This window comes from Flavobacterium galactosidilyticum (assembly GCF_020911945.1).
Classification (GTDB): domain Bacteria; phylum Bacteroidota; class Bacteroidia; order Flavobacteriales; family Flavobacteriaceae; genus Flavobacterium; species Flavobacterium galactosidilyticum.
On record NZ_CP087135.1, the window covers coordinates 2,735,646 to 2,750,233 of the forward strand.

Below are 14,588 nucleotides of genomic sequence, written 5' to 3' on the forward strand. Positions count from 1 at the left end.
TTATTTCAATTATTAATTTAATGATTTAATGTAAGTTGGTCACTTTAGCTTGCGCAACAACAGCAGTAAATTCAGCTGCTAAACGAGAACCATAATCTTCTAATAGTTCTAAAACTCTTTCTTGCTTATCTGATTTTACAATTAGTCCTGCATGATAATCTAAAGGAACTTTAAAACACACTTCAGGATCTGAGAATGAAGATAGATCTGGATGCTCAAACTTAGATAACGTTAAAACAATACCAGCGTACTCTTTTTTAACTTTAGGCAAATTATATTTAGTTCCTTTAACCAAACAGTCTTCTATAGCTGCCCATTCTTTCCACAAATTAATATTAGAAGCTTCAGCCACCATTTCAGCAATATGCGCTCCACCTACTCTTGAAGAGGTTTCTAGGAAATAAATTTGTCCAGTTTCTTTACATTTGATAAATTCAGTGTGCGATGCACCATGTTTCAATCCAAAACCTTTTATTACTTGTTCGTTTACTTTTTTGATAGCCTTATCATCTTCAGAGTTGTATTTGACATTTGCTGAACGAAAAACACCTCCACCTTGCGAAACTTCCATCGGTGTAACCAGATACCTTGAAGTGAGGCTAAAAAGTATTTTACCTTCAAAAATTAAACTATCACAATGATAAACATCACCGGGTTTAAATTGCTCTAATAAATACTTGAATCTGTTATTTCCCATCTCGTTGATGTGAATCCACAAACTCTCTTTATCATAGACTTTTATGATACCAGATGCTGAAGCCTCAGAACGCGGTTTAAAAACCCATGGTGCTTCAACTGAATCAGCGAAAGTATTAATGTCATGATCGTTAAATAATGAGCAAAAAGCAGGAATTGGTATTCCGCAACTTTTTGCACGCATACGCATCGCTAATTTATCTCTAAAATAACGTCCTGTTGTTTGACCCATTCCGCTAATCCGAAGATTTTCTCGCAAATATGTCGCTTTTTCAACATCGTAATCATCCAAAGCTACAATTGCATCCACTTTATTTGACTTCATAAAATTGCCAACGCCTAACAAAAGGTGCTCTAGATTCCACTCGAAATCTTGACCTTCCATATAGAAAATCTCATCAATGTGCTCGTGTGGCCATGCTTCGTCTTTAAGTTTATCGCTGGTAACTAAATAAACTTTGTTGCCCAAATTTTTTAATTGAATTAAAAAATCGGCACCCTTGAAATAATTTGAAATACAAAGTAAGGTTTTTGAGTTTTCCATAGATTATAAGTTTTCAATGAATTTAGTTAATAAATGTACGCCATAAGCGGTTGCGTGTTTACTTTTTGCAAATTCATCATCGCCAAATGCGACACCGGCAACATCAAGATGTGCCCAAGCAGTATGTTCCTGTGTAAAGTATTCTAAAAATTTAGCTGCGCTAATCGCTCCTGCAACTGGTTTTCCACTATAGTTTTTCACATCAGCAATATCGCTCTCAATATCTGATTTATAAACGTCCCAAAGCGGTAAAGGCCAAAGACGTTCTCCAACTTCATCGCCACTTTCTTGTAACTTCTTTGACATTTCTTCATTATTAGTAAACAAAGCGCCACATTCATATCCAAAAGTACCAACACTACTTCCGGTAAGAGTAGCAATGTCAACAACGTAATCGGGCTTGAAATTCTTGATTAAATACGATAATCCATCGGCTAAAACGAGTCGGCCTTCCGCATCAGTATCAATAATCTCAATAGAATTACCACTGTAACTATGGATAACATCACTTGGTAAAAATGACTTTGAATCTACTGAATTTTCAGCACATGGAACTATAGCTGTAACTTTTATAGGCAATTGTAAATCAGCTATAAGTTGCATCGCTCCTAAAATAGCTCCTCCACCAGCCATGTCACATTTCATGTGAAGCATACCAGCGGTTTTTATATTTAATCCTCCAGTATCGAAGGTGATTCCTTTTCCTACTAAACCTACGTGTTTCATTGATTTCACTTCTACTTTTGGAGTGTAATTCATGATAATAAATTGAGGTTCATTTTCACTTCCTTTTCCAACAGCTAAGAATGCGCCTAAACCAGCTATTTTTGAGGCATCGTATCCTAAAACTTCTACTTCAAAACCGTATTTCTCTCCAGTATCTTTAGCCCAATTAGATAAGTATTTAGGAGTAACTGTATTAGGTGGTAAATCAACTAAATTGTACACACTTAATTGTGCTTTACTTATTTTAATTGCTTTTTTGGCTGTAGCCAAATGATCTTTACCAGAAACTAAATTTAAAGTAAAATCAGGATCTAAAAAAGGATGTGCCTTTTTATCAGCTTTAAAATGACCTAAATCATAAGTACCTAATAACAACCCAGAAATAATTGCTTCTACCTGATTATCTGTCAATTGCTCAGGTAAAACTAAAGCTATGTTGGAACTAAAATATTCTTTTTGTTTAGCTGAAATTCTACGAAAAATAATCTTTAAAGCTTTATAATCTATTGCTTTTCCTAATCCAATAAATAAGTAAATATTATTATTCTTCTCTGCTAAATAGTGCGTGTCTTTTTTCCCAAAAAAAACTTTTGCAGGAATTTCTAATCCATCAAACGCAATTGGAACAATATTTTTTTCATAAGTTTCGAATACCGCAATTAAAACTGTTCCTGAAAAATGATCTGTATTTTGTATTGTGTTTGTTTTCATTTGTTACTTTTTAATTCTTAATCGATATTATAAATAATTACACGCTCTGTAAAATTTTATTTTGATTGAAAAAACAACCACTCAATTGCTTTTGGAAATTCATCACTCCAATAGGTTTCATTATGTTTTCCTTTTGGATTTATACTTAAATTAATTTTAGTATTCTCTTTTATAAAGGTACTAGAAATCAATTTTTGCTTAAAACTTTTCATATCACTAACCATTGTTTGGCTTTCCTGTCCTCCTCCGTACAAATAAATTTTTGTATCCGCTACAGTTGCTTTTTTGGAACTTATTTTTATTTCTGGAACCACCCAGAGTGAGGGAGAAAAAATCATAAGTCTACCAAATACATCTGGATTTTGTAATCCGCTAAAAATGCTTACTAATCCACCCATTGAGCTTCCTCCTATTCCAGTGAATTCTTGTTCTTTTTTAGTTCTAAAATTACTATCTATAAAAGGCTTAAGCGTATCTCTTACAAAGCGAATGTATTTTTTTCCTTCTCCTTTTCCTAAGATTGTTTTTCCAACATTATATTCTTTTATACGATCTTCGTCAGCGTGCTCTATAGCTATAATTATTATTTTTCCAATTTTATACTCAGACATTACTGCCAATTTTTTATCAATTTCCCAATTGCCAAATTCGGCAGATTCATTGAATAAATTTTGCGCATCCTGCAAATACATCACTGGATAACTCTCACTAGAATTATCATAATCATGTGGCAATAAAGCCCATATTTTTCTAGTTTTATTCAGTTGTGGAATTTCAAATTCATCTGAAATTAACAAAACCTGTGGTAAATAATTTTGCTTAAAAGGCAACCAATTTTTTCTCCATCTTGCTACATGCTCTTCTTGAATTCCCGTATGAAGGAACGTGGAGCGATTTTCAGTACGATTCCCTTCATTGTTTATTTCTACGTCACTCCAATCTCCTTTTGTAAACTTATATAGAAGTTCATCTGGATAATCAAAATCATTCGGGAATTTATAATGATAAGAACTACTTCCTATTTTCTCCATCATAAATTCTTTGTCCTGCGTTCTCCAATTGTTGAAATTCCCTGAAATATAAACCGGACGAGAATCATCTTCATCAGTAGTCAAAATAATATTTAAACCTGTATTTATTGTTGTACTTTTTAATTCTTCTTTAAATGGGAAATTATCTGAATTCATAAATCACTTGTTATTCTAGTATTTTATACGAATAGTAAATATAGTGGATTGTTTTTTGAAATAAAAGAAAAAAAATCCAATAGACAATCGAAATTGTTATTGGATTTATATTTAAGGAGGGAAATTAAAACTATTTTATTTTTGGCGACTTTTTAAAACATCGACAACATCGTTCAACTGAAACCCTTTGGCCTGTAATAAAATAAGATAATGAAAAAGTAAATCCGCACTTTCGCTCAAAAATAAATCATCATTATCGTCTTTGGCTTCGATTACAACTTCTACAGCTTCTTCACCGACTTTTTGAGCAATTTTATTGATTCCTAATTTAAACAAGGATGCTACGTAACTTTTTTCAGAATCGGCATTTTCTCTTCGAATCTTAATTGTATTTTCTAAATCTGAAATAAAACCGTAATCTATTTTATTTTTTTCTGCCCAGCACGTATCAGTTCCTTTATGGCAAGTTGGTCCCTCTGGTTTCACTTGAATTAACAACGTATCATTATCACAGTCATTTTTGATGTCAATCAAATTTAAAAAATTACCACTTTCCTCGCCTTTTGTCCAAAGTCTTTGTTTCGTGCGACTGTAAAAAGTTACCTTTTTAGTATCCAATGTTTTTTGATACGCTTCAGCATTCATGTAACCCAACATCAAAACTGATTTCGTTTCGCTGTCTTGAATGATGGCAGGAATCAATCCGTCTGTATTTTTTGAAAAATCTATATTCATTTTTTTTTAAGTTTAGTAAATTGTCAGAACTGAATAGTTATTAGTAAAAAGCATAATTTTTTTTTACATTCTACTACTCACTTTTCATTACTCACATATTCGTACTTCTATATTGTTATTTTTTAATTCCTTTTTTAAAGTCTTAATTTCAATTTCTTTAAAATGAAATACGCTTGCCGCCAAAGCTGCATCAGCTTTTCCTATTTGAAAAGCATCTACAAAATGCTCGATATTTCCTGCACCGCCAGACGCGATTATTGGAATATTAACTAATTCTGATAATTTTGCCAAAGCTTCATTAGCAAATCCATTTTTGGTTCCGTCATTATCCATTGAAGTAAATAGAATTTCTCCCGCTCCTCTTTGTTCAACTTCTTGAGCCCAATCAAATAAATTCAATTCTGTAGCTACTTTTCCACCTACTAAATGCACGATCCATTGTTCATCAATTTGTTTGGCATCAATAGCAACTACTACACATTGACTCCCAAATTTTTGCGCCAAATCATTAATTAATTCTGGATTTTTAACGGCTGATGAATTGATAGAAACTTTATCCGCTCCATTTTGAAGCAAAATTTCAACATCTTCAACAGAAGAAATTCCACCGCCAACAGTAAATGGAATATTGATTGTCGAGGCTACTTTTCGAACCAAATCAACCAAAGTTTTCCTTCTTTCTTCGGTAGCTGAAATATCCAAGAAAACTAATTCGTCAGCTCCTTCATCCGAATAGATTTTAGCTAATTCTACGGGATCACCTGCATCACGTAAATCTACAAAATTTACACCTTTCACCGTTCGTCCGTTTTTAATATCTAAACAAGGAATTATTCTTTTAGTAAGCATCTTTTTTAAATTTATTAATTAGAAAATTAGTCAATCAGATAATGTAAAAAATCATCCAATTTTCTAATTATCTTATTTTCTAATTATGAATTCTTCCAATTGTTTCATCAAAATTCTACCTTCATAAATCGCTTTTCCGATGATTGTTCCTTCACAACCTAATTCGGCTAATTTAGGTAATTCATCAAAAGTTGATATTCCTCCCGAAGCGATTAATTTAATCTCGACTCCGCTCGATTTGACATTACATTGGTCCAATATTTTGGCATATAAATCAAAACTTGGTCCTTCAAGCATGCCATCTTTAGCTATATCGGTACAAATTACATATTGAATTCCTTTATTTTGATAATCTTGTATAAACGGAATCAAATCCTCGTTAGAATCTTCTAACCAGCCTGAAACTGCCACTTTTTCATTGGTAGCATCCGCACCCAAAATGATTTTATCAGCACCATATTCAGCAATCCATTTTTCGAAAATGGCTCTGTTTTTGACAGCAATACTGCCACCCGTAATTTGGTTCGCGCCACTTTCAAAGGCAATCTTTAAATCAGCATCCGATTTTAATCCACCACCAAAATCAATTTTTAGTTTTGTTTTTGAGGCAATCTGTTCCAATATTTTGTAGTTTACAATTTGACTCGATTTTGCTCCGTCTAAATCTACCAAATGTAAGTATTCAATTCCGTGTGCTTCAAATTCTTTGGCTACTTCAAGCGGATTTTCATTGTATATAATCTTAGTGTTGTAATCCCCTTTGGACAAACGAACACATTTTCCGTCTATGATATCTATTGCTGGTATTATTCTCATTGAATTTTAGATTTCAAATTATAATTGCTTTTTTTTTTTGCAATTGATATTGCTATTTTACATTTTTAAAAAATTCCCCAAAATTTGTTCTCCAATATCACCGCTTTTCTCGGGGTGAAACTGCGTTCCGTAAAAATTATCTTTTTGCAAAGCTGAAGAATATTCTACTTCATAATTAGTAGTAGCAATAGCTTCAATACAAAGTGGAGCATAAAAACTATGAACTAAGTACATGTATTCATTTTCACTAATTCCGTCAAACAAAGGCGATTTGAGATTGTAAATTTGGTTCCAACCCATTTGCGGAACTTTTACTTTATTTGAAAATTTCACAACATCAACATCAAAAATCCCTAAACCTTCAGTATTTCCCTCTTCAGAAGATTTGCACATTAATTGCATTCCCAAACAAATTCCTAAAACAGGTTGTTCTAATGTTGGAATCAAGCTCTCCAAACCACTTTCTACAAGCATTTTCATTGCTGAACTTGCTTCACCAACCCCAGGAAAAATTACTTTATCCGCAGCTTTTATTTCTTTCGGATTGTTACTCAAAATAGCTTTGAATCCCAATCTTTCGATGGCAAATAGGATACTTTGAATATTTCCTGCTCCGTAATTTATGATTACTATTTTCATTTTTGTTAAGCTTTTGGCTGTTAGCTTTTAGTAAGCACAATACCTAAATTTAAAATTATCGTTTTGCCAAAAGCCAAAAGCTAATGGCTAAAAGCCTTTCTACAGCATGCCCTTCGTACTAGGCAAAATCATTTTTTCCGTATCCCGTTTTACCGCTACTTTTATCGCTTTGGCGAAAGCTTTAAATATAGCTTCTATTTTGTGATGTTCGTTTTGTCCTTCTGCTTTGATATTAATGTTGGCTTTTGCACCATCTGAGAATGATTTGAAAAAGTGTAAAAACATTTCTGTTGGCATTTTACCCACCATTTCACGTTTGAATTCGGTTTCCCAAACTAGCCAATTTCTACCGCCAAAATCAATAGCAACTTGTGCTAAACAATCGTCCATTGGCAAACAAAAACCATAACGTTCAATCCCTAATTTGTTTCCTAAAGCTTTTGCAAAAACTTCTCCAAGGGCTATTGCAGTATCTTCAATCGTGTGGTGTTCATCTACTTCTAAATCGCCTTTCACAAGAATCTCTAAATCCATTTGTCCGTGACGTGCAATTTGGTCCAACATATGATCAAAAAAGGCAATTCCAGTTTCGATTTTGCTTTTTCCAGTTCCATCAAGGTTTAATTTGATAAAAATATCCGTTTCGTTCGTTTTTCTTTCAATAGAAGCCGTACGTTCTTCTAGTTTTAAAAACTCATAAATTGCTTGCCAATCAGTTGTTTGTAAAGCGATAAACGAATCTAATTCTTCTCTTTTGGAAGCAATTTCAGCACTTCCTAACCCTTCATCAGTATTGATGAAAATCGCTTTTGAACCCAAATTTTTAGCTAGTTCCACATCCGTAATTCTGTCTCCAATAACGAAAGAATTCTCTAAATCATAGTCAGAATTATCAATATATTTTGTCAATAAACCGGTAGCAGGCTTGCGTGTTGGTGCATTTTCATGCGGGAATGTTTTGTCAATCAAGACTTCTTTGAAAACAACACCTTCATTTTCAAATGATTTCATAACTAAATTATGAACGGGCCAAAAATTAATTTCTGGATGAGAATCAGTTCCCAAACCATCTTGATTGGTGACCATTACTAAGTCGAAATTCAATTCTTTTGCAATTTTCCCAAGATATTGAAATACATTTGGATAAAATTCTAATTTTTCGAAACTGTCTAATTGATAATCATTCGGTTCTAAAACCATTGTTCCGTCACGGTCTATAAAAAGTATTTTTTTCATTAAAAAAGTTTAAAGTATTAGGTTTAAAGTTGCTTTAAAACCTCCATTAATTTTCTGTTTTCTAGTTCTGTACCAACAGTTAATCGCAAGCAATTACCGCACAATGGTTGTGTAGTTCTATTCCTAATCACGATTCCTTTTGCAATTAATTCGGCATATCTTTTATTGGCATCATCTACTTTTACCAAAATAAAATTGGCTTCTGTTGGATAAATTTTTTCGACAAAATTCACATTAAGTAAGACTTTAAGTAACTCTTCTCTTTGTCTTATTATAGAAGCAATTTCAGTATTTATTTTATTACTATCCGCTAATCGCTCCAAAGCTCTTTTTTGACTTAATTCGTTCACATTATACGGTGGTTTAATTTTGTTTAAAACTGAAATGACTTCTGCAGTTGCATAACAAATACCCAATCTAATTCCTGCTAAACCATACGCTTTTGATAATGTTTGAGTAATAACTAAATTTGGATATTCATCTAATTCATTGATCCAACTTTCTTTTTTTGAAAAGTCAATATAGGCTTCATCAATGACTACTAGACCACTAAAGTTTTTCAAAAGATAAACCACGCTTTCATCTGAGAATGAGTTTCCAGTTGGATTATTGGGTGAACACAAAAAGATAATTTTAGTGTTTTCATCTACTGCTTCAATAATTTTCTCAATTTGGGGTTGAAAATCATCTGAAAGTAAGACTTCTTTATTTTCAACTGCATTAATATTGGCTAGAACACCATACATGCCGTAGGTTGGCGGCAAAGTAATTACATTATCAGTTTTGGGTTCACAAAAGGCTCTGAACAATAAATCTAACACTTCATCGCTTCCATTACCTAATAAAATTTGGTTCAATTTTACATTTTTCTGTTTCGCCAAAATCGCTTTCACGCTCATTTGTTGGGGATCTGGATACCGATTCACACCATTTTCAAACGGGTTTTCATTGGCGTCCAAGAAAATCATATCAGCAGAATCAAAATCCTCAAATTCATCACGAGCAGAAGAATAGGGTTTTAATACTTTTACGTTTTCTCTAACTATTGTATTTATATCAAAATTATTTTTCATTTTCAATTGCTTTTAATCGTAAAGAAACTGCGTTTTTGTGTGCTTGTAATCCTTCGGCTTCTGCCATGATTTCGATGGCTTTACCAATATTTTGAATACCTTGTTTAGATATTTTTTGGAAAGTCATCGCTTTAGTAAAACTGTCTAAGTTTACACCGCTATAATTCTTAGCATAACCATTTGTTGGCAAGGTATGATTCGTTCCAGAAGCATAATCTCCTGCACTTTCCGGCGTATAATTTCCAATAAATACCGAACCTGCATTTTGAACACCATTACTGTAATAATCATCAAACTCTGAGCAGATAATGAAGTGCTCTGGTCCATATTCGTTGATTAAATCTAAAGCAATTTTATCATTTTCAACAAAAATTAATTTAGAATTGACAATCGCTTTTACAGCTATATCTTTTCTTGGCAAAACCTCTAGTTGTAATATAATTTCCTTCTCAACAGCATCAATTAGCTTTTTTGAAGTAGAAACTAATATCACTTGGCTATCAGTTCCATGCTCGGCTTGTGATAATAAATCTGATGCTACAAAAGCAGGAACAGCGGTTTCATCAGCAACAACCAATAATTCAGATGGCCCAGCGGGCATATCAATCGCTACACCAAAGTGTGTTGCCAACTGTTTTGCGACAGTCACATATTGATTTCCAGGTCCGAAAATTTTATAGACTTTAGGAATCGTTTCCGTCCCAAAAGTTAGACCTGCAATTGCTTGAATTCCTCCAACTTTAAGAATTTTAGTCACACCACATAGATCAGCAGCGTACAAAATAGCGGGATTTATATTTCCGTTTTTATCTGGTGGCGAACATAAAACTACTTCATTGCAACCTGCGATTTTAGCAGGAATAGCTAACATTAAAACTGTTGAAAACAACGGAGCAGTTCCTCCAGGAATATACAAACCTATTTTTTGTATAGGTCGTTTTTCTTGCCAGCAATTTACACCTTCTATTGTTTCTACTACTACTCTGTCTGTTTTTTGAGCGATGTGAAACTTTTTTATATTTGATTTTGCTAATTGAATGGCTTCTTTCAATTCAGGAGAAATAGTTTCAATTGCAGCTTCAATCTCTGCTTTAGAGACTTCAATATTTGAAACACTGACGCCATCAAAAAGCGATGTGTATTTTGAAACAGCACTATCTCCTTTTTTCTGAACTTCCTTAAAAATTTCTTTTACGGTCGCTTCAATATCATCTACAGTTTTCGTTGGTCGTTCTAAAATAGTAGACCAAGTTTCTGGTTTTGGGTTGTATATTTTGTTCATATTTTAAAGTCTAACCGCAAAGTTCACAATGTTTTGGCAAATTTTGCAAAGGTTATTATTTCTATTTTCTATGTTTAAAGTTCATTTCCTATCTCGTACCACAAAGTTCGCAAATCGCACTTTACAATACCATTTTCTCAATTGGACAAACTAAAATGCCTTCGGCTCCTACTTCTTTCAATTGATCGATAACATCCCAAAAAGTATCCTTTTCAATAACTGAGTGCACGCTGCTCCAACCTTCTTGTGCCAGCGGTAAAACAGTTAAACTTCTTAAAACTGGAAGGATTCTACCAACAGCTTCAATTTTGTCATTGGGAACATTCATCAGAATATATTTTGATTTTCTAGCTCTTAAAACAGATTCTATTCTGAATTTTAAAGTATTGATGATTTTTTGAGATTCAGGACTTACTTTTGGAGAAACAGCTAATACAGCTTCGCTTTTATAAATAACTTCTACTTCTTTTAGATTATTTTTAAATAAAGTACTACCGCTAGATACAATATCAACGATAGCATCAGCTAAACCAATATTTGGTGCTATTTCAACCGAACCAGAAATTTGGTGAATATCAACAGAAACTCCTTTAGAATTAAAAAAATCAAGTACTGTTTTAGGATATGAAGTAGCAATTCGCATACCGTTTAAATCTTCAACTGACCTATATTCAAATGCTTTTGGTACGGCAACTGACACTTTACATTTTGAAAATCCTAACTTCTGAATAACTTCAATATCTCCCCCTTTTTCCACCAATAAATTATCACCAACAATAGCAATATCTACCACTCCATCCATCAAATATTGAGGAATATCCGAATTTCTTAAATATAAAACCTCTAAAGGGAAATTAGACGCTTCTGCTTTTAACTGATCGATTCCATTATCAATTGAAATACCCGCATCTTTAAGAATTTGGATACTATCTTCGTTTAAACGTCCTGATTTTTGAATTGCAATTTTTAAAGTACTCATTTTTTTAATTTTTTAATTTTGTTAATTATTTTTGATTGAGTACAAATATTAGGCAATAAAAAACCCGTTTGATGTACTCAAACGGGTTCTTAGAATATGATGATTTACACACATACCATTAACACATCGCTTGAGAGCAATAATGAAAATGATGATGATGCAATTGATTTGTAAACATTTTTGTTTTTATTTTTTATAACCGTTGGCAAATATAAGAGATTAATTTATTAAAATGCAATTAAATTTCTAACTTATTGCTCTTAAATTGTTAAAACTACTTGACCTGCTATTCTTTATCAACATTTATAGTGCTTGAGCTCTCAGGAATAATTTTAGTATTATTACTATCTGTCCTAATTTCAGTATGACGAATTTCTCCACCTGTAGTACCAACTAGCTGTGCTAAATAAACCGCTCCAATAGCAACAATTAAGGCTACGATAGAAATAAATTTTGCTTTGGCATGATTTTTTAAATTTAAAATAATTCCTAAAACTGATATCCCTCCCAATAAATAAAGTACAATAGCTAATTTTTCGGCTATTTCTTCATGCACGTGGATAATTCGCTTACCAATATTAGGCATATCTTCAACCATTTCCTCCGCTCCTTCTCCAGTTGACATGCTCAATGCCGCAAAGATTGCCGAAACAATAAATAGACCATAGGCAGTATTTTTTACTGAACTATTTTTCAGAAAAAAACCTGCTATTAAAACGCCAAGCGCTAAAATCGTCCCAATAATTGGGAAATGATTTACTACTAAGTGTAAATGTGCATCATTCATAATTTTGTATTTTTAAGGTTTAGATTAAATTTTATTTTTAAATAAAAAGGGGAATAAAATATGTTACAAAAAACTATCCAGCTAATGAAACGCCTATTAAAGATCCAATTCCATACGTTATTGCAGCTGCTGCTAAACCAAAACCAACTTGTCTTAATCCAGAGAACATAACACTTTTACCCGTCAATAAAGTGATCGCAGCCCCAATTCCAAACAGGCCAACGACACTGCTTCCTACGCTTAAAAAAATAGCATTTTTACCTTCTAAGATCATAAATGGATATAAAGGAATAATAGCTCCAATAGAAAAAAGAACAAAAGAAGCAATAGCTGCTTCCCAAGCTGAGCCGCCTAACTCTTCTTTATCAATGCCTAATTCTTCGGTTATAATAGCGTCAATAGCTGTTTCATGACTTTCAAAAGCTTTGTCAGCTAATTTTTGCGCTTCAAAAACATTCATTCCTTTGGCTTGATACAGTAAAACTAATTCCTTTTTCTCTTCTTGGGGTGAAGCTAATAACTCTTCGGTTTCCAAGTCAATTTGGCGTTGGTTTAATTCTCTAGAACTTTGTACCGAAAGCCATTCGCCCAAAGCCATCGAAATTGCTCCTGCTAAAAGCCCTGCGATTCCGGTTAATAAAATAGTATTGTTGGAAACTGCAGCTCCAGCAACTCCCATTACCAAACTCATGTTAGAAACTAAGCCATCATTAGAACCTAAAACTGCAGCACGCAAGGCATTTCCTCCAACAGATTTATGCCTGCTTTCAAATTTTGATAAAAAACCTCCTGAAACATTTAAAGCGGCATTATTATTTACGGCTTCAATGATTTTGAGGTGATTGTGTTCAAAACCCGTTGGTTTTTCACCATTTTTAATTTTATTTTTGACTGCATTTACTGCAAATTGCTTTTCAACACTTGAAAGACTACTAATTATCGAACTGTAGCCAAAAATTTTGCCTAGTTTCAATTGTAGTTTTGCTCTTGAAGACGGCATTGGCATTTGGTATTTGGAATCAATTGTCAAAACTTTATCGAGCATGTTCTTGGCATGACCTTTCTCGATTTGAGATAAACTTCGTAAAACTCTTGTCAGATTATCGTCAGATTGTATAGAAGCGATACTGTCATATAAAAATGCAGTATCGACTTCTGTTTGCAATTGACCTTTTAGTTTATCTAAATCCATGTTGTTTGCTATAAATTAGTTAACCAAATCAAAAACACCTTTTGTCAAAATTTTTGATTCAGAATTAATTACTGAATTTGGTATTATTTCTACAAATTTTTCCGATTTCTCTCCTACGGTAACACTTACCTTTTTGAATGAGAAGCCGTTTTTTTGATTCTCTAATAAAAGTACGAAATTTTTGTTATTCTCGGTTATTAATGCTTCCGTAGGAATTGCTAATCCTTTTTTAGAATCTACAATAATTTGAGCTTCAACAAACATTCCTATTAATAGCTTTTGCTTAATAGCATCGTCTAAATGTGCATGAATATTTATGGTTCTATCGTTTCCTTCGATTGATTTTCCAACCAAATGCACTTTGGCATTAAAAATAGCTGCGGAGGCTGCTGGAACTGTAAAGGTGATTTTTTGTCCAATTTTTACGTTCAAAATATCTTTTTCAAAAACAGCCAGTTCTAAATGCAGGTGGTCCGTGTCTACAATTTCCAGAATTACATCTGATGGTGCTGCGTACATGCCTACATTAGCATTCATCACCACAATATCACCAGCTATAGGAGAAAAAATAGTAATTGTTGAAGTTAAGTTTCCCTGCTCCACATTGGCGGGATTGATATTTAAAAGCACTAATTTGGCACGCAAACTTTGGTATATCGCTCTAGCTGTTTTATACTCACTTTCGGCCTTTAAATAGTTTTTTTGCGAAGTAATTTTTTCATCAAATAGTGTTTTTTGTCGGTTGTATTCTGACTTCAAGAAAGTAATTTGCTCCGCCACTGCCCTATATTCTTTTTGTATATCCAAAAATTCGGTGTTTTGTAGGACTAATAATGCCTGTCCTTTTTTTACTTTATCACCTACTAAAAGTGTGGTCGATTTTACATATCCACCCATAAATGTGGTCACTTTTGCACGATTTTGCGGCGGCACATCAACTTTACCCGACGCTTTGACCGTTACATCAAAATCTTGTTCGGTTGGGCTGCCAATTTCCATTCCTGCAGATTGAAATTGTACTGCACTTACAGTAGTTAAGTCGTCTTGTAATGGTACTTCTTCTGTTTTTGATTCTTTACAAGAGACAAAAACAATGGATAAGGCGGCTATATAGAGTAGTTTTTTCATTATAATGG

The 14,588-nt window shown here is 33.2% G+C and carries 14 protein-coding genes; all 14 read right to left on the reverse strand.

From position 1 onward, the window contains the following. Positions 1–25: 25 nt before the first annotated feature. The 14 genes from LNP27_RS11765 to LNP27_RS11830 all read right to left on the reverse strand — a co-directional run bounded on the left by LNP27_RS11765 (position 26) and on the right by LNP27_RS11830 (position 14,580). On the reverse strand, positions 26–1,240 hold the full coding sequence (locus tag LNP27_RS11765) for an ATP-grasp domain-containing protein (protein ID WP_229941794.1): 1,215 nt from the start codon (positions 1,238–1,240) through the stop codon (positions 26–28). A gap of 3 nt (positions 1,241–1,243) precedes the next feature. After that, entirely contained in the window at positions 1,244–2,677 is a 1,434-nt protein-coding gene (locus tag LNP27_RS11770; RefSeq protein WP_229941795.1) for a leucyl aminopeptidase family protein, read from the reverse strand. A gap of 56 nt (positions 2,678–2,733) precedes the next feature. Further along, positions 2,734–3,864 carry an alpha/beta hydrolase gene (locus LNP27_RS11775; protein WP_229941796.1) on the reverse strand — a complete coding sequence of 377 codons (1,131 nt, stop codon included), beginning with the start codon at positions 3,862–3,864 and terminating at the stop codon, positions 2,734–2,736. Positions 3,865–3,999: 135 nt separating this feature from the next. After that, positions 4,000–4,599 carry a bifunctional phosphoribosyl-AMP cyclohydrolase/phosphoribosyl-ATP diphosphatase HisIE gene (hisIE, locus tag LNP27_RS11780; protein WP_229941797.1) on the reverse strand — a complete coding sequence of 200 codons (600 nt, stop codon included), beginning with the start codon at positions 4,597–4,599 and terminating at the stop codon, positions 4,000–4,002. A gap of 87 nt (positions 4,600–4,686) precedes the next feature. Beyond that, positions 4,687–5,448, reverse strand: coding sequence for an imidazole glycerol phosphate synthase subunit HisF (gene hisF / locus LNP27_RS11785; RefSeq protein WP_229941798.1), 762 nt, complete (start codon positions 5,446–5,448; stop codon positions 4,687–4,689). Between the two features lie 72 nt (positions 5,449–5,520). Next, on the reverse strand, positions 5,521–6,264 hold the full coding sequence (gene hisA, locus LNP27_RS11790; RefSeq protein WP_229941799.1) for a 1-(5-phosphoribosyl)-5-[(5-phosphoribosylamino)methylideneamino]imidazole-4-carboxamide isomerase: 744 nt from the start codon (positions 6,262–6,264) through the stop codon (positions 5,521–5,523). Positions 6,265–6,321: 57 nt separating this feature from the next. Continuing rightward, positions 6,322–6,903, reverse strand: a complete 582-nt coding sequence (gene hisH, locus LNP27_RS11795; RefSeq protein ID WP_229941800.1) for an imidazole glycerol phosphate synthase subunit HisH — start codon at positions 6,901–6,903, stop codon at positions 6,322–6,324. A 99-nt stretch (positions 6,904–7,002) separates the two neighbouring features. Beyond that, positions 7,003–8,139 (reverse strand): bifunctional histidinol-phosphatase/imidazoleglycerol-phosphate dehydratase HisB, encoded by a 1,137-nt coding sequence (gene hisB / locus LNP27_RS11800; RefSeq protein WP_229941801.1) that lies wholly within the window; start codon positions 8,137–8,139, stop codon positions 7,003–7,005. 23 nt (positions 8,140–8,162) lie between these two features. After that, positions 8,163–9,212, reverse strand: coding sequence for a histidinol-phosphate transaminase (gene hisC, locus LNP27_RS11805; RefSeq protein WP_229941802.1), 1,050 nt, complete (start codon positions 9,210–9,212; stop codon positions 8,163–8,165). Beyond that, positions 9,202–10,494: a histidinol dehydrogenase gene (gene hisD, locus LNP27_RS11810; RefSeq protein WP_229941803.1), complete on the reverse strand. Its 1,293-nt coding sequence runs from the start codon at positions 10,492–10,494 to the stop codon at positions 9,202–9,204. The genes hisC and hisD overlap by 11 nt, the downstream gene beginning before the upstream one ends. A gap of 121 nt (positions 10,495–10,615) precedes the next feature. Continuing rightward, a complete protein-coding gene (gene hisG, locus LNP27_RS11815; protein ID WP_229941804.1) occupies positions 10,616–11,473 on the reverse strand; it encodes an ATP phosphoribosyltransferase in 858 nt (285 codons plus the stop codon). A 286-nt stretch (positions 11,474–11,759) separates the two neighbouring features. Further along, positions 11,760–12,260: a DUF2231 domain-containing protein gene (locus LNP27_RS11820; protein WP_229941805.1), complete on the reverse strand. Its 501-nt coding sequence runs from the start codon at positions 12,258–12,260 to the stop codon at positions 11,760–11,762. Between the two features lie 73 nt (positions 12,261–12,333). Further along, on the reverse strand, positions 12,334–13,452 hold the full coding sequence (locus LNP27_RS11825) for a VIT1/CCC1 transporter family protein (protein WP_229941806.1): 1,119 nt from the start codon (positions 13,450–13,452) through the stop codon (positions 12,334–12,336). Positions 13,453–13,467: 15 nt separating this feature from the next. Beyond that, a complete protein-coding gene (locus LNP27_RS11830; protein ID WP_229941807.1) occupies positions 13,468–14,580 on the reverse strand; it encodes an efflux RND transporter periplasmic adaptor subunit in 1,113 nt (370 codons plus the stop codon). Positions 14,581–14,588 lie beyond the last annotated feature (8 nt).

Bases quoted from the DNA above. Each gene is read 5' to 3' on its own strand.
- LNP27_RS11765 (WP_229941794.1), bottom strand. From the start codon at position 1,240: ATGGAAAACTCAAAAACCTTACTTTGTATTTCAAATTATTTCAAGGGT.
- LNP27_RS11770 (WP_229941795.1), bottom strand. From the start codon at position 2,677: ATGAAAACAAACACAATACAAAATACAGATCATTTTTCAGGAACAGTT.
- LNP27_RS11775 (WP_229941796.1), bottom strand. From the start codon at position 3,864: ATGAATTCAGATAATTTCCCATTTAAAGAAGAATTAAAAAGTACAACA.
- hisIE (WP_229941797.1), bottom strand. From the start codon at position 4,599: ATGAATATAGATTTTTCAAAAAATACAGACGGATTGATTCCTGCCATC.
- hisF (WP_229941798.1), bottom strand. From the start codon at position 5,448: ATGCTTACTAAAAGAATAATTCCTTGTTTAGATATTAAAAACGGACGA.
- hisA (WP_229941799.1), bottom strand. From the start codon at position 6,264: ATGAGAATAATACCAGCAATAGATATCATAGACGGAAAATGTGTTCGT.
- hisH (WP_229941800.1), bottom strand. From the start codon at position 6,903: ATGAAAATAGTAATCATAAATTACGGAGCAGGAAATATTCAAAGTATC.
- hisB (WP_229941801.1), bottom strand. From the start codon at position 8,139: ATGAAAAAAATACTTTTTATAGACCGTGACGGAACAATGGTTTTAGAA.
- hisC (WP_229941802.1), bottom strand. From the start codon at position 9,212: ATGAAAAATAATTTTGATATAAATACAATAGTTAGAGAAAACGTAAAA.
- hisD (WP_229941803.1), bottom strand. From the start codon at position 10,494: ATGAACAAAATATACAACCCAAAACCAGAAACTTGGTCTACTATTTTA.
- hisG (WP_229941804.1), bottom strand. From the start codon at position 11,473: ATGAGTACTTTAAAAATTGCAATTCAAAAATCAGGACGTTTAAACGAA.
- LNP27_RS11820 (WP_229941805.1), bottom strand. From the start codon at position 12,260: ATGAATGATGCACATTTACACTTAGTAGTAAATCATTTCCCAATTATT.
- LNP27_RS11825 (WP_229941806.1), bottom strand. From the start codon at position 13,452: ATGGATTTAGATAAACTAAAAGGTCAATTGCAAACAGAAGTCGATACT.
- LNP27_RS11830 (WP_229941807.1), bottom strand. From the start codon at position 14,580: ATGAAAAAACTACTCTATATAGCCGCCTTATCCATTGTTTTTGTCTCT.